This window comes from Pseudomonas sp. AOB-7 (assembly GCF_003696305.1).
Lineage (GTDB): Bacteria > Pseudomonadota > Gammaproteobacteria > Pseudomonadales > Pseudomonadaceae > Aquipseudomonas.
Genome location: NZ_RFFK01000003.1, coordinates 364,940 through 389,104 on the forward strand (window position 1 = coordinate 364,940; position 24,165 = coordinate 389,104).

A 24,165-nucleotide genomic window follows, 5' to 3' on the forward strand; every position below is an offset into this window, starting at 1 on the left:
GTAGCCGAAACCAAAGGCCGGGCTCCCGCCGTTGCCGAAGATGACTTCTATCAATAAACAGCTGATCCAACTCCAGGCCACCGTGCCCTTCGAACAGGGCGGGCAGCGCCTCGACCAGGTGGCGGCGCAGCTGTTCGGCGAGTTCTCCCGCTCGCGCCTGTCCGCCTGGATCAAGGACGGCCGGCTGACCGTCGACGGCGCCGTGGCGCGCCCGCGCGACATCGTCCATGCCGGCGCGCAGCTGGTGCTGGACGCCGAGCAGGAAGCCCAGGGCGAGTGGCTGGCGCAGGATATCGAACTGAACATCGTCTACGAGGACGAGCACCTGCTGGTGATCGACAAGCCGGCCGGTCTGGTCGTCCACCCCGCGGCCGGACACGCCGACGGCACCCTGCTCAACGCCCTGCTGCACCACGTGCCGGACATCGTCAACGTGCCGCGCGCCGGCATCGTCCACCGCCTGGACAAGGACACCACCGGCCTGATGGTGGTGGCCAAGACCCTGCAGGCGCAGACCATCCTGGTCGAGCAGTTGCAGAAGCGCACGGTCAGCCGCATCTACGAATGCATCTGCATCGGCGTGATCACCGCCGGCGGCACCATCGACGCGCCCATTGGCCGCAGCTCGGCGCAGCGCCAGCGCATGGCGGTGACCGACGGTGGCAAGCCGGCGGTCAGCCACTACCGGGTGCTGGAACGCTACCGCTCGCACACCCACGTGCGGGTCAAGCTGGAAACCGGGCGCACCCACCAGATTCGCGTGCACATGAGCCACGTCGGCTACCCGCTGGTGGGGGACCCGGTGTATGCCGGGCGCTTCCGCATTCCCCCGGCGGCCAGCCCGAGCCTGGTGCAGAGCCTCAAGGAATTCCCGCGCCAGGCGCTGCACGCGCGCTTCCTCGAGCTGGACCACCCGGCCACCGGCAAGCGCATGAAGTGGGAGTCGCCGCTGCCGGACGACCTGGTCTGGCTGCTCACCCTGCTGCGCCAGGACCGCGAGGCATTCGTCGGGTGAACGCCTGGGCACATGACTGGTTGACCCCGGACTGGCCCGCGCCGGCCAGGGTGCGCGCCTGCGTCACCACCCGCCGCGGCGGGGTCAGCGCGGCGCCGTTCGACAGCCTCAACCTCGGCGAGCACGTCGACGACGACCCCGCCGCCGTGGCCAAGAACCGTCAGCGCCTGCTCAGCCAGCTGGGTTGCCAGCCGGCCTGGCTGCGCCAGGTGCATGGTATCCAGGTGGTCGCCGCCGACCCGGCGCGGGTCGCCGAGGCCGATGCCAGCTGGACCGCCACCCCTGGGATCGCCTGCACCGCGATGACCGCCGACTGTCTGCCGGCGCTGTTCTGCGACCGCGCCGGCACTCGGGTGGCCGCCGCCCATGCCGGCTGGCGCGGGCTGGCCGGCGGCGTGCTGGAGGCCACCGTGCAGGCGCTCGACGTGGCGCCCGAGGACCTGCTGGTCTGGCTTGGCCCGGCCATCGGCCCGGCGGCCTTCGAAGTCGGCGCCGAGGTGCGCGAGGCCTTCGTCCGCCAGCACGGCGAAGCGGCAAGCGCCTTCGTGCCTGGCGCCAATGCCGGCAAGTACATGGCCGATATCTACCAGCTGGCGCGCATCCGCCTGGCCGCCGTCGGCGTCACTGCGGTCAGCGGCGGCGGCCTGTGCACCTACAGCGACCCGCGTTTCTATTCCTACCGGCGCAGCCCACGCACCGGGCGTTTCGCCTCGCTGATCTGGCTGCAACCCTGAGTCGGGATACCCTGGCCGCGTAGGGTGGATCGCGCTTTATCGATCCACCGCTCTGGTGGATATAAAAAGCGATATCCACCCTACGGCCATCCCGCCATCCCGCCATCTCCGCTAATCGGCGCTTTTGTAGCTCTTAATCACCATCATCAATAGTGCTGTGCCGAGCGAGACGACCGGTCATATGCTCGGCGCCATGAACAGCATTCGACTCGACAAGCGCGACCTGATCCTGAGCAAGGGCTCGGCGGTGATGACCCGTCGCGGCTACCACGGCACCGGGGTACAGGAGATCGTCCAGGCCGCCGGGATTCCCAAGGGCAGCTTCTATCACTACTTCGCCAGCAAGGAAGACTTCGCCCTGCAGGCGCTGGCCTTTATCTACCGTCCGCGGCTGGAGCGTTATGCCCAGGCGCTGGGCAACCCGGCGCTGAGCCCGCGGGCGCGCATCCTCGGCTACTACCGCGACCTGCTGGCGCACTTCGCCCGCCAGGATTCGCCGCAGTACCACTGCTTCATCGGCAGCCTGAGTTTCGAGATGAGCGAGATGCTGCCGGCCATCGGCGCCGAAGTGGAGGCCATCCAGCAGGCCTCGGTGGAGATCCTCCGTCAGTGCCTGGAGCAGGCGCGCGCCAGCGGCGAGCTGAGCGCTGACGAGGACTGCGGCAACCTCGCGATCTTTATTGCCAACGCCTGGCAGGGCGTGCTGGCGCGGCTCAAGGTGGGCCGCAGCCTGCAGCCGCTGGAAGCTTTCGTGTTGCGCCTGGAGCGTCTGCTGCAGGCCTGATTTTTCTTGACCCTTGAAACGAGACGACCGGTCGGTTGGCCGGCCCCAGGAGACCCCATGAGCGCCCCCGTACAAGCCCTGTTCGCCCCCTTCCGCCTCGGCAACCTGGAGCTGCCGACCCGCGTGGTTATGGCGCCGATGACCCGTTCCTTCTCCCCCGGCGGCGTGCCCAACGCCCAGGTGGTGGAGTACTACCGCCGCCGCGCCGCCGCCGGCGTCGGCCTGATCATCACCGAGGGCACCACGGTCGGCCACCAGGCCGCCAACGGCTACCCCAACGTGCCGCGTTTCCATGGCGAGGACGCCCTGGCCGGCTGGAAGCAGGTGGTCGAGGCGGTGCATGCAGAGGGCGGCAAGATAGTTCCGCAGCTGTGGCACGTGGGCAACGTGCGACGCCTGGGTACCGAGCCGGACGCCGGCGTGCCGGGCTACGGGCCGATGGAGAAGCTCAAGGACGGCAATGTCGTGGTGCACGGCATGACCAAACAGGATATCGACGAGGTGATCGCCGCCTTCGCCCAGGCCGCGCGCGATGCCAAGGCCATCGGCATGGACGGTGTGGAGATCCACGGCGCCCACGGCTACCTGATCGACCAGTTCTTCTGGGAAGGCTGCAACCAGCGCACGGACGAGTACGGTGGCGACCTGGCCGGCCGCTCGCGCTTCGCCATCGAGCTGATCCAGGCGGTGCGCGCCGCGGTCGGCCCGGACTTTCCGATCATCCTGCGCTTCTCGCAGTGGAAGCAGCAGGACTACAGCGCCCGCCTGGTGCAGAGCCCCGAGGAGCTGGAAGCCTTTCTCAAGCCGCTGTCCGAGGCCGGCGTGGATATCTTTCACTGCTCGACCCGGCGCTTCTGGGAGCCGGAGTTCGCCTGCAGCGACCTCAACCTGGCCGGCTGGACCCGTCAGCTCACCGGCAAGCCGACCATCACCGTCGGCAGCGTCGGCCTGGACGGCGAGTTCCTGCAGTTCATGGTCAAGACCGACAAGGTCGCCGAGCCGGCCAGCATCGACAACCTGCTCGAGCGGTTGCACAAGCAGGAGTTCGACCTGGTGGCGGTGGGCCGCGCGCTGCTGGTCGACCCGGACTGGGCGCTGAAGGTGCGCGAAGGGCGCGAGGGCGACATCCTGCCGTTCAGCCGCGATGCGCTGATGCAGCTGGTCTGAGGCTTCTTCCCCGGGCGCCGGTCTGCGGCGCCCACTTTCGAGCCCCGGCACATCGGGGCTTTTTTACGCCCGCTGGCAGGGTGCGGGGTGCGCCTCGGCTGCCTAGCCTGGCTGCAATCCGGCAGGGCTCAGGGCCCGGGCGCCTTGCCCCGGATTGCGGCCGCGCCAGCCCTGTCGGCGACCTTGGGCGGTGCCTGCAGGGCGCCGCGCAGGTGCTGTTCGAACAGCTGGACGATGCCGTCCCAGCCCTGTCTGCCGGCGTGCTGGCGGGCATTGAGGCGAACCCGGCGCAGGGTCTCGTCGTCTTCCAGCAGCCAGCAGGCCGCCTCGCAGAAGCCGTGCTCGTCGCCGGGGCGGGCGAGGGCGCCGTTGTGCCCGTGGTGAATATGCTGGGCGGCGGCGGCCTGGTCGTAGGCCACCACGCCGAGGCCCGAGGCCAGCGCCTCCAGCACCACGTTGCCGAAGGTCTCAGACAGGCTGGGAAACAGGAACAAATCGCCCGAGGCATAGTGTGCGGCCAGCGCCTCGCCGCGTTGCAGGCCACAGAACACCGCGTCCGGCAGCTGCGCCTGGAGACTGGCGCGCTGCGGGCCGTCGCCCACCAGGATCAGGCGCATGCGCCGGCGCGGCTGGCTCGCCTGCAGGGCGGTGAAGGCCTTGCCCAGCAGGCCGAGGTTCTTCTCCGCGGCCAGGCGGCCGACATGCAGCACGGCCAGCTCGTCGGGGCCCAGGCCCCAGCTGGCGCGCAGCGCCTCGCTGCGCCGGCTGGGGTGGAACAGCTGGCTGTCGACGCCGCGGGCGAGCAGGGCCAGGCGCTCGAAGTCGCGCCGCTGCAGCTCGATCTGCTGCCCGGCGCTGGGCACCAGGGTCAGTTGCGAGCGGTTGTGGAACCAGCGCAGGTAGTTGGTCAGCAGGCGGGTCAGCAGACCGACGCCGTAGTGCCCGGTGTACTGCTGGAAGTTGGTATGAAAGCCGCTGACCACCGGGATGCCCAGGCGCCGGGCGGCGCGCAGGGCGGACAGGCCGAGCGGGCCTTCGGTGGCGATATAGAGCACGTCCGGGCGTTGCCGTTGCCAGCGCCGCAGCAGCTTGTGCAGCGCCGACTGGCCCCACTGCAGGCCGGGGTAGCCGGGCAGCGGCCAGCCGCGGGTCAGCAGCAGGTCGGCGTCCAGCGGCTGCGCCGGGTCCGTCGCCTGGCGCGGGCGCACCAGCTGCACGCGATGGCCGCGGCCGCGCAGGCCCTCGACCAGGCGGCCGAGGGTGTTGGCCACGCCGTTGATTTCCGGCGGGTAGGTTTCGCTGATCAGGGTGATTTGCAGGGCGGTCGGGTTCATGACGGCAGTGTGGGCCGCCGCCATGTAGCCCATGTGACGTCAGGGTTGCGTTTTTGTGACGGGCTCCGCGCCGCGTTCGCGCACCCAGAACAGCGTGGCGCCGGCCACCGCCGCCGGCATGACGAGGATATTGACGAAGGGAATCAGCAGCGCGGCGTAGGTGATGCCGCCGAAGCTCAGGCTCTGCCAGCGCTTTTCGCGCAGCCAGGCGAGCATGTCCTGCCAGCTCAGCTTGTTGTTGTCCGCCGGGTAGTCGATGTACTGCACCGCCATCATCCACACGCCGAACAGCAGCCACAGCGGCGCGGCCACCAGGTTGACCACCGGGATGAAGCTCAGGATCAGCAGGGCGATGGCGCGCGGCAGGAAATAGGCCAGCTTGCGCGCCTCGCGGCCGAGGGTGCGCGGCACCATGGCCGCCAGTTCGGCCCAGCTGAAGGGCGGGAAGTGATCCTCGCCGCGCACCACCACCTCGACCTTCTCGGCGAGAAAACCGTTGAACGGCGCGGCGATGATATTGGCCAGCAGGGTGAAGCTGAAGAACACCATCAGCAGCACCAGCACCACGAACAGCGGCCACAGCAGGTACTCGAGAAAGCTCAGCCAGCTCGGCAGGCTGGGCATGAAGGCATCGACCCAGCCGCCGAACTGCTGCACGGCGACGCCGATCAAGGCGACGAAGAGGATCAGGTTGACCGTCAGCGGCAGCAGCACGAACAGGCGCAGGCCGGGGCTGAGCACCAGCTTCAGGCCTTCGCGCAGGTATTGCGGGCCGGACAGAACGGGGGCAGCGGGCATGAGGGGCTCCAGGGTGGTTGAGTCGCGCGACCATACCGACTTTGCCGGGGCGGCGAAAGTTCAGCGGTTCATGGCTCCGCCGTGCTGGCCTGCGGCTGGTACAGCACCACCTGGTTGCGCTTGCGCTTGGCCAGGTACATGGCGCTGTCGGCGGCCTTGATCAGCGCCTCGGCCTCGCCGGCGTGCAGCGGGCAGAGGGCGATGCCGATGCTCGGGGTGACGAAGTCGATGCGCTCGCCGAGTATGTCGAACGGCGCGCCGAGGCTGGCCAGCATACGCTCGCCCAGGGCCTGCGCGGCCTCGGCGCTGGCGCCGGCGAGCAGCAGGGTGAATTCGTCGCCGCCCAGGCGGTACAGCTTGCCGGGCTGGCGCAGGCCGTGCTGCAGACGCGCGGCGATGGCCACCAGCAGGGCGTCGCCGGCGTCGTGGCCGAACTGGTCGTTGACCTGCTTGAAGTGGTCCAGGTCGATGAACATTAGGGCCAGCGGGCCGGCGTTGCCGCTCAGCGCCTGGTCGAGGTCGTGCTGCAGCTGTTCGTTGAACGCCTTGCGGTTGCCCAGGCCGGTGAGTGGGTCGCGGTAGGCCAGGTCGTGCAGGTGGCGCTGGTAGGCCATGCGTTCGCTGACGTCGCGCAGGATGCCGCGGTAGCCGAGCAAGGCGCCGCCGCGCTCGCGGATGGCGCTGACCCGCGCCTCGCAGTCCAGGGTCTGGCCGTCGCCGCGGCGAAAGCGCGCGGTGAAGGTGTCGCGGCTGGCGTCGTCGCGCGCCTGCTGGAACAGCTGGCGGGCGCGCTCGACCTCGTCGCCGGCCAGCAGCTCGACGAAGGGGCGGTGCAGCAGCTGGTCGTCGCGGTAGCCGAGCAGGCGCTCCAGGGCGCGGTTGAAACGCTGCAGGCGGCCCTCGGCGTCCACCTCGAAGTAGCCGTCGTGGATCGCGTCGAGCACCACGCGGTCGCGCGCCTCGCTCTGTTCCAGGCGCTCGAGCATCTGGTTGAGGCCGGTGCTGAGCGCGCCCAGCTCGTCGCGGCCGAGGTCGCCGACCCGCGGCAGGCGGGCCTGGTCGCCGATGGCGGCGATCTCGCCATTGAGCCGGCCGAGGCGGCGCAGCACCCAGAACTCCAGGCCGATGTACACCAGCAGCGCCGCCGCCAGGGCGATCGCCAGGCTGAGGCCGAGGAAGAAGTGGATGGCCTCGCCGCCCTTGCGGAAGTTGATGCGCTCGCCGGTCAGCTGCAGGCGCAGTTCCGGCTCGCCGAGGCTGTTGGCCGATTGCAGCTCGATACGCTGACGCTGCGCGTCGAGCAGGCTGCGCGGGCTGAGCCAGCCCTGCGGCAGCGGGGTGTCGGCGGGCAGGGCCAGGCGTTGCCAGTCGTCGTCCATCGCCACGGGCGGCAGCAGGCGCAGGTCGCCGAGGGTGCGCAGCTGCAGGTTCTCCTGGCGTGCGCCGTCGAAGAAATAGCCGGCCAGCAGGCTGCCGATGGCCTCGGCGCTGCCCTGGCTGTTGCTCACCGCGCTGACCGTCAGCAGCAGCGGCACGCCCTGCACCAGCAGCAGCTGGCCGGACTGGAACTGCGCATCGCCGCCGTGCTGCAAAAGGCCCAGGCGCTGACTGCGGGCGAGGATGTCGCGGCGCAGGCTGGCGATGCTGCGCGGGCGCTCGCCGCCGACCGGGAGCATGTCGAGCAGGTCCGGCGGCGCCCATTGTTCGACCACCACCTGGCCGCGGTCGTCGAGCAGCACCATGAAGTCGAAGTCGAGGTTGGCCAGTTGCCCGGGGTCGAGGTTGCGCCGCAGGAAGCGGCTGCGGTCGCCTTCGCCGAGCAGCAGCTCGTAGCTGCCGTCCCACCAGGCATAGCTGCGCAGCAGGCTGCTGGTGCGGTGGATATGGGCGAGCAGCAGGGCATGCGCCTTGTGCGCCTCGGCCTGCAGGCGCAGGTTGTCCTGCTGGTCGAAGCGGCTCAGCAGCAGGCGCTCGGAGAGGCCGTAGACGGCCAGCAGGGTCAGCACCAGCAGGGGGGCGAACAGCGAGAACAGGCGGGTGCGCAGGGTCATGACGGCATTCGTCCCTGAAGTCGATGGGCCCAGTATAGCCAGGGCGGACGATCCTTCCGGTCGATAGCGGGGCTCTATGTCGCGCATTGGCAATGGGTATTTCCGCTCGCGCCGAGCGCTCGCTAGCCTGGCGACCAGTTTCACACTTTGCCGGGCTCCCCCTGCGTCAGCCTTACCCACGTGCTCGGGAGCCCGTTCTTATCTCAGCCGGCGCAGGTGCCGGGAGGAGTAGTCGATGTCTGCCATTCGCCATGCCCGCGTCATCATCCTGGGTTCCGGGCCGGCCGGTTACAGCGCTGCGGTGTACGCGGCGCGGGCCAATCTCAAGCCGCTGCTGATCACCGGCATCCAGGCCGGCGGCCAGCTGACCACCACCACCGAAGTGGACAACTGGCCGGGCGATCCCCACGGCCTCACCGGCCCGGCGCTGATGCAGCGCATGCAGGAACACGCCGAGCGCTTCGAGACCGAGATCGTCTTCGACCATATCAACGCGGTGGACCTGGTCGGGCCGCGCTTCACCCTGGTCGGCGACAGCGCCATCTACAGCTGCGACGCGCTGATCATCGCCACCGGCGCCAGCGCCCGTTACCTGGGGCTGCCCAGCGAGGCGGCGTTGATGGGCAAGGGCGTCTCGGCCTGCGCCACCTGCGACGGCTTCTTCTACCGCGGTCGCCCGGTGGCGGTGGTCGGTGGCGGCAATACCGCGGTGGAGGAGGCGCTGTACCTGGCCAATATCGCCAGCAAGGTGACCCTGATCCACCGTCGCGAGACCTTCCGCGCCGAGAAGATCCTGCAGGACAAGCTGCGCGCGCGGATCGCCGAGGGCAAGATCGAGCTGCGCCTGAATGCCGAGGTGGACGAGGTGCTGGGCGATGCCGGCGGCGTCACCGGCGTGCGCCTGAAACACCAGGACGGCGCCAGCAGCGAGCTGGCCGTGGACGGCCTGTTCGTCGCCATCGGCCACACCCCCAACACCAGCCTGTTCGAGGGCCAGCTGGCGCTCAAGGACGGTTACCTGGTGGTCAACGGCGGGCGCGAGGGCAACGCCACCGCCACCAGCATCCCCGGCGTGTTCGCCGCCGGCGACGTGGCCGACTCGGTCTATCGCCAGGCGATCACCTCGGCCGGTGCCGGCTGCATGGCGGCGCTGGATGTCGAGCGTTATCTCGACGGGCATTGAGCTCCGGTTGTGGACAACGCCCCGGCATCGCGAGATGGCGGGGCTTTTTCGTGGTAGCCCCCCACCCACTATGACTCAATCCGGCCAGTGCCAGGCCGGTTCGTCCAGCAGGCCCTGGCCGCGGATGCCGGTCTGGCCCAGCGCTTTGTCCAGCTCCAGGGCGTTGCACGCCGGGCTTTGCTTGAGCGTGGCGATCAGGCGGCTGGCGTGGGACACCACCCACACCTGGGTGTGCTGCGAGGCGGCGATGATCAGGCGGCCGAGCGCGGGCAGCAGATCCGGGTGCAGGCTGGTTTCCGGTTCGTTGAGCACCATCAGCGACGGCGGCCGCGGGGTGAGCAGGGCGGCCACCAGCAGCAGGTAGCGCAGGGTGCCATCGGATAGCTCGGCGGCGCTCAAGGGGCGCAGCAGGCCTTCCTGGCGCAGCTCGACGGCGAAGCGTCCGCCGGCCTGGAAGTCGATATGCAGGCGGCTGCCGGGAAAGGCGTCGTCGATGGCGGCATCCAGCGCGGCGCGGTCGCCGATCTCGCGGATGGTCTGCAGCGCCGCGGCCAGGTCGCGGCCGTCGTGATGCAGCACCGGTGTGCGCGTGCCTAATTGCGGCTGGCGCGCCGGGGCCTCGGCGTCGCTGCGAAAGTGATCGTAGAAACGCCAGCGGCGGATGGTTTCGCGTAGCTGGAAGACTTCCGGGCAGCTCGGGTCGTTGCCGATCTGGTCGAACAGGCTGTCGTAGCTCGGCAGGTGCTGGGCCAGCACCTGCCAGCTGCGGCCTTCGCGCAGGCGCACCATGGGCCCGGCGCGATCCACCAGCAGCGAGGCGGGGCGGTAGCTGGCGCCGGCCCAGATGCACTCGCGCTTGATCTCCGGGTCGAGGGCGAAGGCCGAGCGGCTCGGCTCGGGCAGGCCGAGGGCAATCGCATAGCCGAAATCCTCGCCGGCAAAGCCCAGGCGCAGACGCATCGCGTGCTGCCGTGGGCCGCCTTGCACCGGTGCCTCGCCGCTGCGCATGCGCCGGGAAATCTGCTCCGGCCCGGCCCAGAAACTCGACTCCAGCCCGCCCTCTCGGGCCAGCGCATTGACCACCCCGCCCTGGGCGGTTTCCGCCAGCAGGCGCAGGGCGCGGTAGAGATTGGACTTGCCGCTGCCGTTGGCGCCGGTGATCAGGTTGAGTTGGCCCAGCGGCAGCACCAGGCTGTTGATCGAGCGGTAGTTGGCGACGGCGAGGGTATGCAGCATGGGTGTCGTCCTGACCAGGAATCAGCGGCCGTGGCGCGGCGAGAAGGCCAGCCAGGCCAGCAGCGGGTAGCACAGGTAGTGCAGGCTGAACAGGAACAGGCCCATGGGGCTGGGGGTGTCCTGCAGGGCCATCATCGCCAGCAGGCCCAGGTAGAGCAGCGCCAGCAGGCCGCCGTAGAGCGCGGTGAAGCGCCAGCGTTCGGCGTTGCTCGGCGCGCGCCCTTCGCGCCAGTGGAACAGCAGCGCCAGGCCGGCGGCGATGGCGGCGGCGATCAGCAGGGTGGTCAGCACCCCGCCGAGGCGCACGAAGGTGCGCAGCAGCAGGTTCAGCAGCACCGCCGCGAGCACCCCGCCGAGGGCGTAGTAGCGCAGTTGCACGGCGCCGCTCACAGGCTGCGGGCCAGGCCGAAGCGTTTGCTCAGTACCCGGTCCAGCAGGGCGCCGGGCAGCAGCGCGGCGAGCAGCGGCAGGGCGCGGCTGCCGTTGCCCAGGCGCAGCAGGCGCGGGCGTTTGTCGCGCTGCACGGCAGCGAGCAGTTGCGCGGCGAACGCCTCGGCCGGGGTGGGGTTGTCCTGCGAGGCGCCGGCGCGGGCGCGGATGCCGTCGCGCAGCGGCCACCAGGGCGAGTCCTGGCGGATCAGTGCTTCGGCCTGCTGGCTGGCGTTGGCGCCGAAGCTGGAGGCGATGGCGCCGGGCTGCACTTCCATCACCTCGATGGCGAAGGGCGCCAGCTCCAGGCGCAAGGCGTCGCTCAGCGCGTGCACCGCCGCCTTGGAGGCGCAGTAGGCGCCGGCGAAGGGGGTGACCAGCACGCCGGAGACGCTGCCGATATTCACCACCAGGCCGCGGCTGCGACGCAGCAGCGGGAACATGGCGCGGGTCACGCCGACCACGGCGAACACGTTGGTCTCGAACTGCTGGCGCATGGCCTGAACGCCGCCGTCGAGCAGCGGGCCCATGGCGCCGTAGCCGGCGTTGTTGATCAGCACCTCGAGGCCGCCGATCTCCTCGTTCAGGCGGCTGGCCAGGCGTTCGAGGGCCTCGCCGTCGTTGACGTCCAGCTGCCCCGCCTGGAAACCGGCCTGCCGCAGCGCCGCCAGATCGCCGTCCTTGCGCGCGGTGGCCCAGACGCGGTAACCGGCGGCCTGGAAGGCGTCGGCCAGGGCGCGGCCGATGCCGCTGGAGCAACCGGTGATCAGGACATTGGCTTGGGACATGCGGCGGTCTTCCTTGTGGCGGGTTATCGGTATGCGCGGCGCAGCCCGGGGCTCAACGGACGAACTGGCCCTGCAGGCGCTCGGCGCGAAACTCCAGGGTAGCCGGGCTGTAGCCGCTGCGCAGGTCGGGCAGCGGCAGGCAGTCGTTCCAGCTGGCGCCAGGCAGCAGTTCGCCGGGGCCGCTGTAGCGCGGCGATTCGTACAGGCGCTGAGCCAGGTTGGTGGCGTTGCCGGGGCGGTAGGCGGCGACTTCCCAGCGCAGTTCCAGCAGGGCGGCGTCGCTGCCGTTCTTCAGCGTGACGAACAACGGCCGGTCGGCCGGGCACTGCTGCGGATCGTAGCGCAGGCGCAGTTCCAGGTGGGCGAGGTAGCGGGCGTCGCGGTTTTCCTGCCAGAGCACCCAGCTGGCGACCAGGGCCAGGCCGGCCAGCGCCGCCATGGAGATCGGCAGGGCCTTGAGCGGGTAGCGGATCAGCAGGATCAGCCAGGAGACGACGAGCAGGACACCGATCAGCATGGGGGCAGCCTTGGAAAAGTCTGCCCTCATCCTACACAAGGCGGTTTGTCAGGGTAACCGCACGGGCTGTCTCAAGCTGTGACAGGGGGCGTAGCCCGGATGCAATCCGGGGGCCTCGGCGGCGGGGCCCCGGATTGCGTCCGGACTACGGCGGCTCAATGTGCGCTGATGACCGCGGCATCGCTGCGGCCGTAGACGTCCTCCAGGCGCTCGATATCGTCCTCGCCCAGGTAGGTGCCGGACTGCACCTCGATGATCTCCAGCGGGATCTTGCCCGGGTTGGAGAGGCGGTGCACCGAGGTCATCGGGATGTAGGTGGACTGGTTCTCGGTGAGCAGGAACTCGCGGTCGTCGCAGGTCACCTTGGCCGTGCCGGACACCACGATCCAGTGCTCGGCGCGGTGGTGGTGCATCTGCAGCGACAGCTGCGCCCCCGGCTTGACGGTGATGTGCTTGACCTGGAAGCGCCCGCCCATGTCCACCGAGTCGTACGAGCCCCAGGGGCGGTACACGGCGCAGTGGTTCTGGGTCTCGCTGCGGCCCTGGGCGTCGAGCCTGCCCACCAGCTTCTTGACGTCCTGCACGCGGTCCCTGTGCGCCACCATCATGGCGTCCTTGGTTTCCACCACCACGATGTCGTCCAGGCCGAGCACCGAGACCAGCTTGCCGTTGCCGTGCACCAGGCAGTTGCGGCTGTCCTCGAGCAGCACGTCGCCCTTGGTGACGTTGCCGGCGGCGTCCTTGTCGTGCACTTCCCAGATCGACGACCAGCTGCCGACGTCGTTCCAGCCGGCGGCCAGTGGCACCACGCAGGCGCGGGTGGTCTTCTCCATCACCGCGTAGTCGATGGAGTTGTCCGGGCAGCAGGCGAAGGTGGCCGGGTCGATGCTGATTTCCGCGTCCTTGCGCTGGCTGCGCTCCAGGGCCAGCAGGCAGGTGTCGTAGATGTCCACGTCGTGCCGCTTGAGCTCCTCGAGGAAGCGGCTGGCGCGGAACAGGAACATGCCGCTGTTCCAGTAGTAGTCGCCGCTGGCCACGTATTCGGCGGCGTGCTCGGCGTCGGGCTTCTCGACGAAGCGGGCGACCCGCGCCACGCCGTCCGGCAGCTGCGCATCGACGTCGCCGCGGATATAGCCGTAGCCGGTCTCGGGGCGGTCGGCCGGTACGCCGAACAGCACCATCTCGCCCTTCTCGGCGGCCACGGTGGCCAGCGCCAGGGCCTGGCTGAAGGCCTGCTGGTCGTCCAGCACGTGGTCGGCCGGCAGCACCAGCATCAGCTCGTCACGGCCCTCGGCGATCAGCTGCAGGGCGGCCATGGCCACCGCCGGCGCGGTGTTGCGGCCGAAGGGTTCGAGCAGCAGCAGCTGCGCCTGCTGGCCGATCTGCTGCAGCTGTTCCTGGACGATGAAGCGGTGCTCCAGGTTGGCCACCAGCACCGGCGGCTGCATGCCCTCGACGGAGAGGCGCTGCAGGGTCTGCTGGAACAGCGTGTGCTCGCCGGTGAGGGCGAGGAACTGCTTGGGATACTGCTTGCGCGAGAGCGGCCAGAGTCGCGAGCCGCTGCCACCGGAAAGGATGATCGGGGTCATGGTGTGTCTCCTGAGATGAGGGTCATGAGGTGCTCCAGCGTCATGTGGTGCGGCGTGTGCCCGCCGTTTTCCTTGTTCTCGAAAAAACTCGTTGCCTTTAAGGAAGTTCTGAAAAAGCCATTTATCGTCACTCCCGCGAAGGCGGGAGCCCAGGGACTACGCAGGCTCTGGATTCCCGCCTGCGCGGGAATGACGGCTATTTCAGAGTTTCCTCAACCGTCGATGGGGCGCTTGACCCACACCGGCGCCAACTTGCCCTGGGCGCCGGTGACGAACAGGCTGACCACCTCGCCGCGCTCCAGGGTCACGGGTTTGAGGTCGGCCACCTTGCGCTCGCCCTCGAACAGCGCCAGGCCGACCTTGACCGGGTTGATCTCGCGCTCGCCGCGGCCGTCGGGCTGCACATCGGCGACCACCGCGGTCTTGCCGTCGGCGGTCTTCAGGCTGAGCGGGCTGTCGCTGAGGTTCTGCACCCGCAGCAGCGCCTTCTGCTTGTTGCTGAACGCCGGTTCCTCGACCAGGCGCGGCGCGCTGCCGGTCTGGCTGACCAGGGTGTAGTAGTGGGCGGCCTGCAGCTGCACCGGCAACCGGGCGTTGCCGACCTGGGCCTGGTAGCTGCCGGCCGGCAGGTACTCGAAGTCGCTGGAGCCCAGCGGTGCGACCCGCTTGAGCTGCACCTCGCCGACGTTGACGTCGAGCTCGGCGTTGCCGGCGTTGTAGGCGCGAACGAAGGCCGAGCCCTTGGGTGCCTTGGGCCCGTAGAGGGCGCCGTCGTCGGCCTGGGCCTGGAACATGCCGAGGCCCAGGGCCAGGGCGCAGGCGCCCAGGGTGAAGCGGCGCAGGGTGGTTTGAGTGTTCATCGGATAGTCCTCCTTGGGGGATGAATCAGTGGCTGGCGGCAGCCAGCCCCTGGCGCTCGCCGCCGTCTTTCAGGGCGGCGAGCCATTGCGGGTCGAAGTCGGTGAGATCGCTGGTCATCGGCAGGTAGCGCTCGGGGAACTCCCAGATCACCAGCTGCGGTGGGGCGTTGTTCAGCTCCTCGCTCTGCAGGTACTTGAGCATCGGCACCAGCGGGCCGCCGCCTTCCTCGGCGTGGTTGGCCAGGTCGCGCTGCAGGTGCTGGCGCAGCGCGCCGGCGAAGTTCCAGGCCGGGTTGGCGCTGTAGCTGGTGCCGACCAGCGCCACCGGCAGGTCGGTCTCGGCGAACAGCGCATCGCCGTCGCCGCCGGCGGCATGGGTCTGGCGCAGTTGCAGGCGGTCGGCGCTCGGCAGCAGGCTCTCGAACAGCGGGCCGAGCGGCAGGAAGCGGGTCAGGTCGCCCTGGTGCGCGCGGGTTTCCAGGGGCTCGGTGACGAACTCCTGCGGCTCGCCGCGCAGCTGCACGGCGCTGCGCACCACCTCGCTCAGGGCACGCGCGGCGACCTCGGCGCCTTCCGGCGTCCAGTGGGTGTCGGTGCGCAGGAACATCGGCGCCTCACTCTTGGCCGCCTGCAGCGGGCCGAGCAGATCCGGTGCGGCGATCCCGGCATTGCGCACCGCGCGATGAAAGCGCGGGTAGAGGCTGCGCTGCAGGGCGCTGGGCTGATGGGCGCCGGTGTGCTCCGGGTAGAGGCGGGTCTTGGCCGGGACTATGGCCAGCAGCAGCTGGATATCGCGTTCTTCCAGCTGGCGCTGCACGCCACGGATCAGCGCCAGGTTGTCGCGCAGCTGGCGTTGAGCATCGACCACCGGGTCGAATTCCTCGTCCGAGTACAGCCAGCCGTCCTGGCCGATCACCAGGCCGGCGCGGCCTTCGCCGAACGCCAGGTATTCCAGGGCCGCCCACAGGTTGATGCCGACCTGCTTGAGCGGAAAGTGCTCGTCGTAGTGCCGCTCGAGGCTCTTGGCCAGGCTGCCGTCAAGCACGCGCGGTTCGGCGGGCGGCCGGTAGTCCGCCAGGCCGCCGAGGGCGAGCAGGCTGGTGGGTACCAGCAGCAGGCTGAACAGCGCGACGTAGAGGGTAGTGACGGGGCGATTCATGGATGACCTCCGCTCAGAACTGGAAGTAGAGGAAGGGGGAGTAGCTCTGCGCGGAGAGCTTGAGCAGCGAGGCGCAGAACAGCAGCAGCAGGGCACCGCGCAGCGCCAGCAGGCGCAGGTCGACGGCCTGCAGGGCGACACCGGCGCTGGCCAGGGTCAGGCCCGGCTCCTGGCTGCGGCTGGCGAGGAACTGACGGGCGCCGTTGACGGCGATCACCACCCAGGCCAGCGCCAGGGTGACCATCTGCAGCCCGCTGATCTGCGCCAGGGTCAGCTCGCTCGGGCGCCAGTCGCCGAAGGGCAGCAGCGCGGCGTACATGCGCCCGGCCACCTCCAGATTCTCGGCGCGGAAGATCACCCAGCCGAGCATCACCAGCAGCAAGGTGAAGGCCCATTTCAGCGGGTTGAACACAATCGGTGCGGCTTTCACGCCGAGCGCCCGTTCGACGGCCAGCCAGGTGCCGTGCCAGGCGCCCCAGATCAGGAAGGTCCAGTTGGCGCCGTGCCAGAAACCGCCCAGCAGCATGGTCAGGAACAGGTTGCGGTAGGTGTTGAAGGTGCCGTGGCGGTTGCCGCCCAGTGGCACGTAGAGGTAGTCACGCAGCCAGGTCGACAGGCTGATGTGCCAGCGCCGCCAGAACTCGGTGATCGACTGGCTGATATAGGGCTGGTTGAAGTTCTCCATGAAGCGAAAGCCCATCATCAGGCCCAGGCCGATGGCCATGTCGCTGTAGCCGGAGAAGTCGAAGTAGAGCTGCGCGGTGTAGGCGATCATGCCCAGCCAGGCGTCGCCGGTACTGGGGTTTTCCAGGGCGAAGCAGTGATCGACCAGCGGCGCCAGGCTGTCGGCGATGAACACCTTCTTGACGAAGCCCTGCATGAAGCGCGTGGCGCCTTCACTGAACTTGTCGAGGCTGTGGGTGCGCTCGGTGAACTGGTCGGCCAGGTCCTTGTAGCGCAGCACCGGGCCGGCGATCAGCTGCGGGAACAGGGCGATAAAGGCGGCGAAGTTGATCAGGTTGCGCGTCGGTTCGGTGTCGCGGCGGTACACGTCGATCAGGTAGCTGATCGACTGGAAGATGTAGAAGGAGATGCCGATCGGCAGGATCACCGAGGTGAGGACGAAGGGCTCGAGACCGAAGGATTCGAGCAGGGCGTTGATATTGGCCACGCCGAAGTTGGCGTACTTGAAGTAGCCCAGCGTGGCCAGGTTGCCGACCACCCCGGCCACCACCCAGCGGCGTGCCGTTTCGGTGCCGGCATGGGCCTGGATGCGCAGGGCGAAGACGTAGTTCCACAGCGTCACCGCGGCGAACAGCAGGAGGAAATCCACCCGCCACCAGGCATAGAAGGTGTAGCTGCCGACCAGGATCAGCAGATTGCGCCCGCGATTCGGGCACAGGTAGTACAGGCCGAGGAAGATCGGCAGGAACAGGAACAAAAAGACGTTGGACGAAAAGACCATCCGGGCTTCTCCGAAAATAGCCGGGGCAGCGCCCCCCTTTCCCCCCGCGAGCGGAGGGTTTGTTTTGCTGCGTCCCGTAGGCGCGAACTTGTTCGCGAAATTCGCGGCTCAAGCCGCGCCTACGGGCTTTCAAATACCTGGCTTACCTCGCCGCCGAGGCGGAAGCTGTTGAACGGCCCCATCGTCCGGTTCAGTTCGCGGGTCTGTTCGCTGCAGGCGTAGAGGCTGCAGTAAGGCGCCAGCCAGGCGTACTTGTAGTCCTTGCGCAGCTCGCTCATGTCCTGCTTGGCGCCGCTGCGTTGGGCGAACGCCGCCGGATCGCGCGCGCCTTGCAGCACACGCTCGGCCAGGCGCTGCAGGGCGCCCTGGTTCTCGCCGCGCAGGTCGACGCCGTTGGCCTCGGCGAAGGCCGCGATCATCGCCAGCGGCGGCAGAGCGTAGTTGTGATAGGCCAGGGCGCGCTGGCTGCGGCGCATCTCGTTGGCCAGGTAACCCTGGTCGTCGACCTGACCCGCGGCGACGCGGAACTGGCCCACCGACCAGTCGAACAGGTCGCGGCGGTCAGCGATGACGGCCACCGCCATCACCGACCAGGCGGCCCAGTAGCTGTGGTTGTTGATCTTCTTCAGCGGCAGGTCGCTCCACTCGCGCACCGTGTGCTGGGCCAGACGCACGAACCAGGCTTCGATGCGCGCGCTCTGCTGCGGGTAGGCGGCCAGCGGCTGCGACGCGGAGAACTTCAGGCGCAGCCAGGCGCCGGCCAGGCTGCCGAGCGCCCATTTGCGCATCGACTTGCCGGTGTGGTTGAACTGCTCGGACGCCAGCGCATCGGCGCTGGCCCACTGGTCGAGCCAGTCGATGGCGCAGTCCAGGCGCCCCTGCTGACCGGTGCGCATATAGCCGGTGATCATCCGCCCGGCTTCCTTTTCCAGGCGGGTGATGGGCGCGGTCTGCGCGCGGAAGTTCTGCTCCGCCTGGCGGTTGAGCGTGGCGCGGGCGCTGCCTGAACCCTCGTATTTGCTGGTGAACTGCAGCGCACCGGTGTAGGGCGCAGGCGTCACCGGGCAGCTGGGCGCCTGGCCGCCTTGCTGCCGTACCGGCGCCTGGTAGCCGGGCGGCGGCTGCAGCGCGGCGAAGGCCGGAGCGCCGAACAGCAGGCTGGCGAGCAGGGCGGGGGCGAATCGCTTCATGGGCAACCTCAACTCCTGGGCTCGTGGCGGGCCACCTGCTGGCCGGCACCGCTCGGGCGCTGGCACAGGCTGGCCTCGACCTTGAGGTCGTCGGCGCTGTCTTCGGGTTTCTGGATTTCCAGGGCGAAGAAGTTCTGTTCGCCCCAGCCCGGCTCGTCGCGCAGCTCGAAGGCGAAACGGCCGTCGGTGTCGGCGGTGTCGGGTTTCTCCAGCTTGAGTTGCTCGCGGCGGCCGTTGAGGTACCAGACGGTGGCGTCGACGCGCTTGACCGAGGGATCGCTGAAGCGCAGGTCGAGCTGATGGCGCGTGCCGGCCAGGGTCAGCAGGCGATTCTCGCCGTTGACCAGCACCTCGTTGCTGCCCGGGCGCAGGTGCGTCTCGGCGCTGAGCAGGGCGCTCTGGTCGCTGCAGCCGTTGTTCAGGGTGGCCATCAGCTGGCGGTGGATCTTGTCCGAGGCCAGGTCGTAGAGCGGCGAGAATTCCCAGATCAGGATCTTCGGCGGATCCTTCTGGAACGCCTCGCTGCCCAGGTACTCGAGCATCGCCCCTTCCAGGCCGCCGCCGGCGAAGGCGGCGTTGAGCACCTCGGCGCCCAGGTGCTGTTCGAGGAAGCCGCCGAAGTTGTAGTTCTTGCCGCTGTGGCTGGTGCCGACCAGGGCGATCTTCGGGCTGCTCGCCTCGCCGAACAGTGCGTCGCCATCGCTGGCGTCCTTCGGCTCGGTGACGAACTGGTCGACGTACTGCACCGCGTAGCCGGTGCCGCACAGCTGGCTGGCGACGTTCTGCATGGTGCCGGTCTTGCCCATCAGGCCGACGCGCTCGGTGACGAACTCCTTGCGCGGAATATCTTCGAAGCCGGGGATGCGTTTGACCGTCTCGGCCACCAGGCGCGCGGTGCGCTCGGCGCCATAGGGCGTCCAGTGCTGGTCACGGCGGAAGTAGAACGCCTGGTCGCTGTCCTCGTCGGTCAGGTTGCTCAGGTCCGGCACCCAGATACCCAGCTGCTCGAAGCGGGTCAGCGCCTGGCGGTAGTTGGCCAGCGCCTTGTCGTAGTCGAAGCGCTGGTAGTCGGCGGGCTTGAGCTTGCTGCGATTGACCAGGCCGCGGGTCGGTTGATAGACCACCACCAATTCCACGCCGCGCTGCTTGAGGCCGTCGCGCAGTTCCTTGAGGCGCTGGTAGCCGGTTTCGCTGGTGCCGAACTCGGTGCGCAGGTCTTCCACGCTGCGAAACAGCCAGCCTTCCTCGGCGTCCATCAGGGTGATGAAGTTCTTCATGTAGTTGCTGGTGTAGCGGCTGGCGTCGTGCGCGGCGGGGCACAGCGAGCAGCAGTCTTCGACCTGGTATTGCGGCGCCTGGCGCTCCTGCGCCTGCAGGGCACCGCAGGCGGCGCAGGCCACGGCCAGGGCGAGGGATTTGAGCGGAGAAACGATCATGGTGGGCCTCGTCAATTGGTCATCTGCTCGGGATCGATCGGGTCGATCAGCACGGGCTGGCGCTGGCGCACCAGCAGGTCGAGGATCTGTTCCTGTTTTTCGCCGAGGATGCCGGCGAGCTGGATGCCGTTGCTCTTGCGCGGGGCGATCAGCTTGACCCGGTACAGCTCCACCGACAGCGGCGAGTCGATGTTGATCGGGCTGGAGCCGTTGCCGGCCAGGGTGCCGCCGACGATGATCATCGACACCTTGGTGTCGAAGGGGTCGAGCTTGAGGTCGCGGTCGGTATCGGACAGGTCCTTGATGTGGCCGTACACGCCGGTCAGCTCGTTGAGCGCGGCGAGGTTGTCGTACAGGCGAATGTTCTCGCTGTTGCGGATGCGGATGCCGTGGCGCCGGTTGCGCAGCACCTGGTTGCCCCACAGCAGGTTGTCGCCGCTCTCGTAGATGGTGATGCCGTCGGCATGGTTGCCGTGCACGCGGTTGTAGGCGATCAGGTTGCCGACGCTGTTACGGTCGATGACCACCCCGGAGAGCTTGTTGTCATGGCTCTCGTTGTTGATGATCCAGCTGTCGTTGACCTCGCGCGAAATGATGATGCCGTGCTTCTTCTTGGTCCCGAACACCTTGTTCTCGGCGATGATCAGGCCGTGCGAACGGTCGTGCGGGTCGATGCCGTAGACGATGTTGTCGCGGTAGGTATTGCCCTTGATCACCACGTTCTGCGCTTCGTAGCAGTAGAAGCCGTACCAGTGGTCGACGAACTCCGAATCGATCAGCCAGCCGGTCGGCTCCTCGCGCTTGAGGCGGGCATGCATGTTCGGCGTGTACTGGGTGATCGACACGCCGTAGGACTTGGAATTCGAATAGCCCAGGCTGGTCAGCACGCTGCCGGCGATGTACAGCTCGCTGCCGCCCCAGGACACCAGGAAGGGGCGGAACTCCTTGCCGTCGTCGCGCAGGGTGGCCGGGCCCTTGTCGGCCTCGCGCCAGGCGGTGACGCGGGTGTCGGTGAGGAACATCAGGCCGTCGTTGACCAGGAACGCGCCGCGTTCCTGCGACAGGCGCAGCTCGCGGGTCTCCTTGCCGACGTGCAGGGTCGCGCCCTGGGCGACCACGATCGGCAGGCGGGCAATGTAGACGCCCGGCTGCTGTTCTTCGAACTGGCTGGCGGGCAGGGCCTTGGCCAGGTCCTGCGCGGTGACCAGGCCACCTTCGATGAAGATCGCCTGGGGCATGCCCTGCTGGCGCTTGACCCATTCGCGCAGGCGCTCGTTGCCGCCGGTGAAGTCCTTCAGCGCGTCCTGGCGCAGCATGCGCCGCACCGCCACGCGGCCCTTGTCCTGGCGCGGAATCTTGGCCAGCACGGCGTCCATGGTGTAGCCGGACAGATCCGGCAGCGTCGGCGCTTCCAGGTGCAGCGGCTCGGCCGGCGCACTGCGCACCCGGTAGTCGAACTGGTGCTCGCTCTCGGCGCCGAGCGCCGGCGGCGCGGCCAGCTGCACGGCGCCGAGCAGCGCGCCTGCGCCGAGCAGGCAGAAGGCGAGGCGCTTGTTGATCCTGCGTGGCATGGGATCTCTCCTCAGAAGCGCCAGATGAAGTCGACGAAGGCGCGGTGCATCACCGAGTCGGTGCCGCGGCCATAGGCGTCGCCGGGCAGGAACACGCCGCCGCGCAGACGCACCAGGGCCGAACGCTCGTCGAGTCGTTCCGCCACCGAGGCCGGCAGCAGGCCCTGCTTGAAGTAGCGGGTCAGGACCAGGTCGACCTCCTGGCCGACGTCCTTCTCGCCCGCCACCAGCGGCGCGTCGACGCCGCTGTCGCCGATGTCCTGGTCGCCGTCGACGCGCCACAGGCGGTGGTAGACCAGGCTGGCGTCGTAGTCCTGGCCCAGTTGCCAGGAGCTGAAGGCGCTGGCCACCTGCAGGTTGGAGAGCTCGCCGCGGAAGGCCTCGCCGAAGCGGTGCAGGCGCGATTCGACGCCGGTGAAATTGGCGCGGTTGCTGTGCAGGCCGGTCTGCATGAACTGGCGCGACTCGTCCTCATCGCCGCCGCCACTGCCGCGGGCATAGGCCGCACCGATCTTCCAGTGCTCGTCGAGGCTGTAGCGCAGGCCGAGGTCCACCGCCCAGGCGTCGACGTCCTGGCTACGCGAGCCGCTGGCCAGGCGTTCGTCGCCGATCACCTGCTGTTGCAGCTGGTCGGTGTCGCCCTTGAGCCAGGTCATCTGCGCCCAGTAGTTGAGGCGGTTGCGCGAGTTGCGCTCGAAGAAGCCGCCGTCGGCGTGCAGGCCGAACCAGGTGAGGTCGCCGGTATGGCGCTTGCTCAGCTCGTCGACGCGCTCGCCGACATTGGGCAGGCTGCCGTCGTCGCGGCTGTGGTGCAGCTTGGCGCCGATGCGGTGGCCCGGGGTCCACTGGTAGGCGAGGCCGGCGAAGTAGTGGCGGCGGTCCTCGTCTTCCGGGGCCAGCTCGTCGAGGTCGGTGCGGTACTCGGAGAAGCGTTCGGCGACGCCGATATCGGCCTGCAGCAGGGTGCTGTCGAAGCGCCAGTGCAGGGCCTCGATATTGGTGTCCCACCAGGTGCCTTCGTCGCTGCGCAGGCGCTGGCGGCCGAAGCGCAGGCGCTCGCCGGGGTAGGCGGTGAGGCCGCTGTAGTCGACCCAGAACTCGCGCAGGGCCAGGTAGCTGTCGTCCGGTTGGCGCGCGTCGCTGCGGCTGCTGCTGGCGGCGGTTTCGCCGTCGTCGCCGGCGCGCTGCAGCGGGTCGGTCTCGATGGTGTCGGTGGCGGTCACCGCCTGGCCCATGGCGAAGGCGCTCCAGTCGCCGCGCTGGGCATAGGCCCAGGGGCGCAGATCGAGACCGATGCCGTTGACGTCGCCGCCGTCGCGGGTGCCGAGGTCGCGGTCGTCTTCCGATTGCGCGGTGATCTTGATGTCCAGGCCGAAGTCGGTCTGGTTGTCGGTCGCCCAGGCGGTGCCGGCGGCGAGCAGGCTGGCACCGAGGCCGAGCTGGCTGACGATTCGATTGAACTGCATACGGGTGTCCTTGTTCATGGCTGGCTCGCCTGCAGGCTGTTCTGTTCGCGCCAGGCGTTGCCACGCGCCTCGCGCTCCTCTTGCAGCAGGCGCTGGGCCTCGGCCAGTTGCGCCGGGGTCAGGCGCTGGGCGATGGCATGGGCCAGCTCGTGGGTCTGCGGCGTGTTGCGCGGCAGGGCGAGCTGGCTGAAGACATAGGCATTGACCGGGTTGGGCTTGACGCCGCGGCCCTGGCTGAACATCTGCGCCAGGGCGAAGTCGGCGCTGAGCTGGCCGGCGCGGGCGGCGCTGAGCAAATGATCGAGCGCCTGTTGCGGGTAGACCTCGCCGAGGTAGCCGCGCAGGTAGAGCTGCCCCAGGTAGTAGTTGGCGCTGGGCTCGCTGGGCGCGGCCTTGCGCAGGTGCTCCTCGGCTTTCTTCGGCTCCTGCGGCAGCAGCTTGCCTTCGTAGTACAGGCGCCCGAGCAGCAGCTCGGCGCGCGGCAGGGCGGCGTCGCGGCCCTTGTCCAGGTAGCCGAGCAGGGTCTCGCTGTCGCCCTGCTGCGGGTAGTCGTAGAGCAGCCGCGCCAGGCTGACCCAGGCGGCCGGATGCTGCGGCGCGATGGCTTCGAGCAGCTCCTGCGCGCGCCCGGGCTGCGGCTGGCCGACTTCGGCGTCGGCCAGCACCTGGGCCACGGCGTCGACCCGATTGGGCGACACGCGGCCGGCGCGGTAGCCGACCATCAGCTGTTCGAGCAGGGCGTCGAGTTCTTCTTCGCGCCCCTGCTTCTGGTACACCGTGGCCAGCTCGACGTAGCAGACGTCGTTCGCCGCCAGGCCGGCCTGGCAGATGCGTTCGATTTCGCCCAGGTGCTGGTCGTAGCTGCCGTCGCTGCGGTAGACGAGGATTTGCGCCAGTTCGGCCTGCGGCAGTCCCTGCTGGCGCCAGTCATGGATGCGTTGCGATAGGTTCATGGCGGGGAAGTCCTGTGGGTAGAACAGGTAAAGCTCGGTCAGCGGCAGCAGCACGCCGGGCTCGCCGGCGCGGCTGGCGGTCTCCAGCAGTTCGGCCGCTTCCTGGCGCTCGGCGGAGCTGCTGCCGGGCTTGCGCGCCAGCAGCTTGCCGAGCCGCGCCTTGGCCCGCGGCGAACCGTCGAGGGCCTGGCGATAGACGCGCTCGGCCTCGGCCAGGTCCTGCGGCTGGCCGTTGGCGACATACAGGTCGGCCAGGCCGATCTGCGCTTCGTCGTAACCCAGTTCGGCGAGCTGGCGGAAATGCCGCTCGGCGGTCTGCTGGTCGCCGCGCTGCAGCGCCTCGCGGGCCAGGCGTTGATCGGGCAGGCCGGCGCAACCGGCGAGGGCGGCGCTCACGGCCAGGCCGAGCAGGGCGGGGCGGAGAAGAGGCAGAGACATGG

General features: G+C 69.0%; 21 protein-coding genes. 5 read left to right on the top strand and 16 right to left on the bottom strand.

What is annotated here, in order from left to right:
- Positions 1–40: 40 nt before the first annotated feature.
- The 4 genes from rluD (at position 41) to EA796_RS08310 (ending at position 3,700) form a co-directional block, all read left to right on the top strand.
- Positions 41–1,015, top strand: a complete 975-nt coding sequence (rluD, locus tag EA796_RS08295) for a 23S rRNA pseudouridine(1911/1915/1917) synthase RluD (protein WP_021441728.1) — start codon at positions 41–43, stop codon at positions 1,013–1,015.
- Positions 1,012–1,749, top strand: coding sequence for a peptidoglycan editing factor PgeF (pgeF, locus tag EA796_RS08300; protein ID WP_122108265.1), 738 nt, complete (start codon positions 1,012–1,014; stop codon positions 1,747–1,749). Before rluD ends, pgeF begins: the two co-directional genes overlap by 4 nt.
- A 193-nt stretch (positions 1,750–1,942) precedes the next feature.
- Positions 1,943–2,533, top strand: coding sequence for a TetR/AcrR family transcriptional regulator (locus EA796_RS08305; RefSeq protein WP_031303298.1), 591 nt, complete (start codon positions 1,943–1,945; stop codon positions 2,531–2,533).
- Between the two features lie 57 nt (positions 2,534–2,590).
- Positions 2,591–3,700, top strand: coding sequence for an NADH:flavin oxidoreductase (locus EA796_RS08310; RefSeq protein ID WP_122108266.1), 1,110 nt, complete (start codon positions 2,591–2,593; stop codon positions 3,698–3,700).
- Between the two features lie 128 nt (positions 3,701–3,828).
- Here EA796_RS08310 and EA796_RS08315 read toward each other — a convergent pair whose 3' ends face one another.
- The 3 genes from EA796_RS08315 to EA796_RS08325 form a co-directional block, all read right to left on the bottom strand.
- Positions 3,829–5,058 carry a glycosyltransferase family 1 protein gene (locus tag EA796_RS08315; protein WP_122108351.1) on the bottom strand — a complete coding sequence of 410 codons (1,230 nt, stop codon included), beginning with the start codon at positions 5,056–5,058 and terminating at the stop codon, positions 3,829–3,831.
- A 15-nt stretch (positions 5,059–5,073) separates the two neighbouring features.
- Complete coding sequence (cysZ, locus tag EA796_RS08320; RefSeq protein WP_122108267.1) at positions 5,074–5,832, bottom strand: sulfate transporter CysZ; 759 nt, start codon at positions 5,830–5,832, stop codon at positions 5,074–5,076.
- Between the two features lie 68 nt (positions 5,833–5,900).
- On the bottom strand, positions 5,901–7,883 hold the full coding sequence (locus EA796_RS08325) for a diguanylate cyclase domain-containing protein (protein ID WP_122108268.1): 1,983 nt from the start codon (positions 7,881–7,883) through the stop codon (positions 5,901–5,903).
- 235 nt (positions 7,884–8,118) lie between these two features.
- On the opposite strand from EA796_RS08325, the gene trxB reads away from it, so the two are divergent.
- The gene (gene trxB / locus EA796_RS08330) at positions 8,119–9,066 is read left to right on the top strand and encodes a thioredoxin-disulfide reductase (RefSeq protein ID WP_021444336.1); all 948 of its coding nucleotides are present in this window, start codon (positions 8,119–8,121) and stop codon (positions 9,064–9,066) included.
- A gap of 75 nt (positions 9,067–9,141) precedes the next feature.
- On the opposite strand, the gene EA796_RS08335 is transcribed toward trxB, so the two are convergent.
- From EA796_RS08335 to algK, 13 genes are all read right to left on the bottom strand, one after another.
- Positions 9,142–10,302 (bottom strand): AAA family ATPase, encoded by a 1,161-nt coding sequence (locus EA796_RS08335; RefSeq protein WP_122108269.1) that lies wholly within the window; start codon positions 10,300–10,302, stop codon positions 9,142–9,144.
- A gap of 21 nt (positions 10,303–10,323) precedes the next feature.
- Positions 10,324–10,692: a hypothetical protein gene (locus EA796_RS08340; RefSeq protein WP_122108270.1), complete on the bottom strand. Its 369-nt coding sequence runs from the start codon at positions 10,690–10,692 to the stop codon at positions 10,324–10,326.
- The gene (locus tag EA796_RS08345; protein WP_122108271.1) at positions 10,689–11,519 is read right to left on the bottom strand and encodes an SDR family oxidoreductase; all 831 of its coding nucleotides are present in this window, start codon (positions 11,517–11,519) and stop codon (positions 10,689–10,691) included. The genes EA796_RS08340 and EA796_RS08345 overlap by 4 nt, the downstream gene beginning before the upstream one ends.
- A gap of 52 nt (positions 11,520–11,571) precedes the next feature.
- On the bottom strand, positions 11,572–12,036 hold the full coding sequence (locus EA796_RS08350) for a hypothetical protein (protein ID WP_021443312.1): 465 nt from the start codon (positions 12,034–12,036) through the stop codon (positions 11,572–11,574).
- A 155-nt stretch (positions 12,037–12,191) separates the two neighbouring features.
- On the bottom strand, positions 12,192–13,625 hold the full coding sequence (locus EA796_RS08355; RefSeq protein WP_122108272.1) for a mannose-1-phosphate guanylyltransferase/mannose-6-phosphate isomerase: 1,434 nt from the start codon (positions 13,623–13,625) through the stop codon (positions 12,192–12,194).
- A gap of 212 nt (positions 13,626–13,837) precedes the next feature.
- The gene (locus EA796_RS08360) at positions 13,838–14,485 is read right to left on the bottom strand and encodes an alginate O-acetyltransferase AlgF (RefSeq protein ID WP_021443310.1); all 648 of its coding nucleotides are present in this window, start codon (positions 14,483–14,485) and stop codon (positions 13,838–13,840) included.
- A gap of 25 nt (positions 14,486–14,510) precedes the next feature.
- On the bottom strand, positions 14,511–15,644 hold the full coding sequence (locus EA796_RS08365; RefSeq protein ID WP_122108273.1) for an alginate O-acetyltransferase: 1,134 nt from the start codon (positions 15,642–15,644) through the stop codon (positions 14,511–14,513).
- Between the two features lie 13 nt (positions 15,645–15,657).
- Positions 15,658–17,109, bottom strand: coding sequence for an MBOAT family protein (locus tag EA796_RS08370; RefSeq protein WP_122108274.1), 1,452 nt, complete (start codon positions 17,107–17,109; stop codon positions 15,658–15,660).
- Between the two features lie 119 nt (positions 17,110–17,228).
- Positions 17,229–18,299 (bottom strand): mannuronate-specific alginate lyase, encoded by a 1,071-nt coding sequence (locus EA796_RS08375; RefSeq protein WP_218567628.1) that lies wholly within the window; start codon positions 18,297–18,299, stop codon positions 17,229–17,231.
- Positions 18,300–18,307: 8 nt separating this feature from the next.
- Positions 18,308–19,735: an alginate O-acetyltransferase gene (locus tag EA796_RS08380; protein WP_122108276.1), complete on the bottom strand. Its 1,428-nt coding sequence runs from the start codon at positions 19,733–19,735 to the stop codon at positions 18,308–18,310.
- An 11-nt stretch (positions 19,736–19,746) separates the two neighbouring features.
- Complete coding sequence (gene algG, locus EA796_RS08385) at positions 19,747–21,306, bottom strand: mannuronan 5-epimerase AlgG (RefSeq protein WP_122108277.1); 1,560 nt, start codon at positions 21,304–21,306, stop codon at positions 19,747–19,749.
- A gap of 11 nt (positions 21,307–21,317) precedes the next feature.
- Positions 21,318–22,772, bottom strand: coding sequence for an alginate export family protein (locus tag EA796_RS08390; protein ID WP_122108352.1), 1,455 nt, complete (start codon positions 22,770–22,772; stop codon positions 21,318–21,320).
- A gap of 14 nt (positions 22,773–22,786) precedes the next feature.
- Positions 22,787–24,163 (bottom strand): alginate biosynthesis TPR repeat lipoprotein AlgK, encoded by a 1,377-nt coding sequence (gene algK / locus EA796_RS08395; RefSeq protein ID WP_122108278.1) that lies wholly within the window; start codon positions 24,161–24,163, stop codon positions 22,787–22,789.
- Between the last annotated feature and the right edge of the window lie 2 nt (positions 24,164–24,165).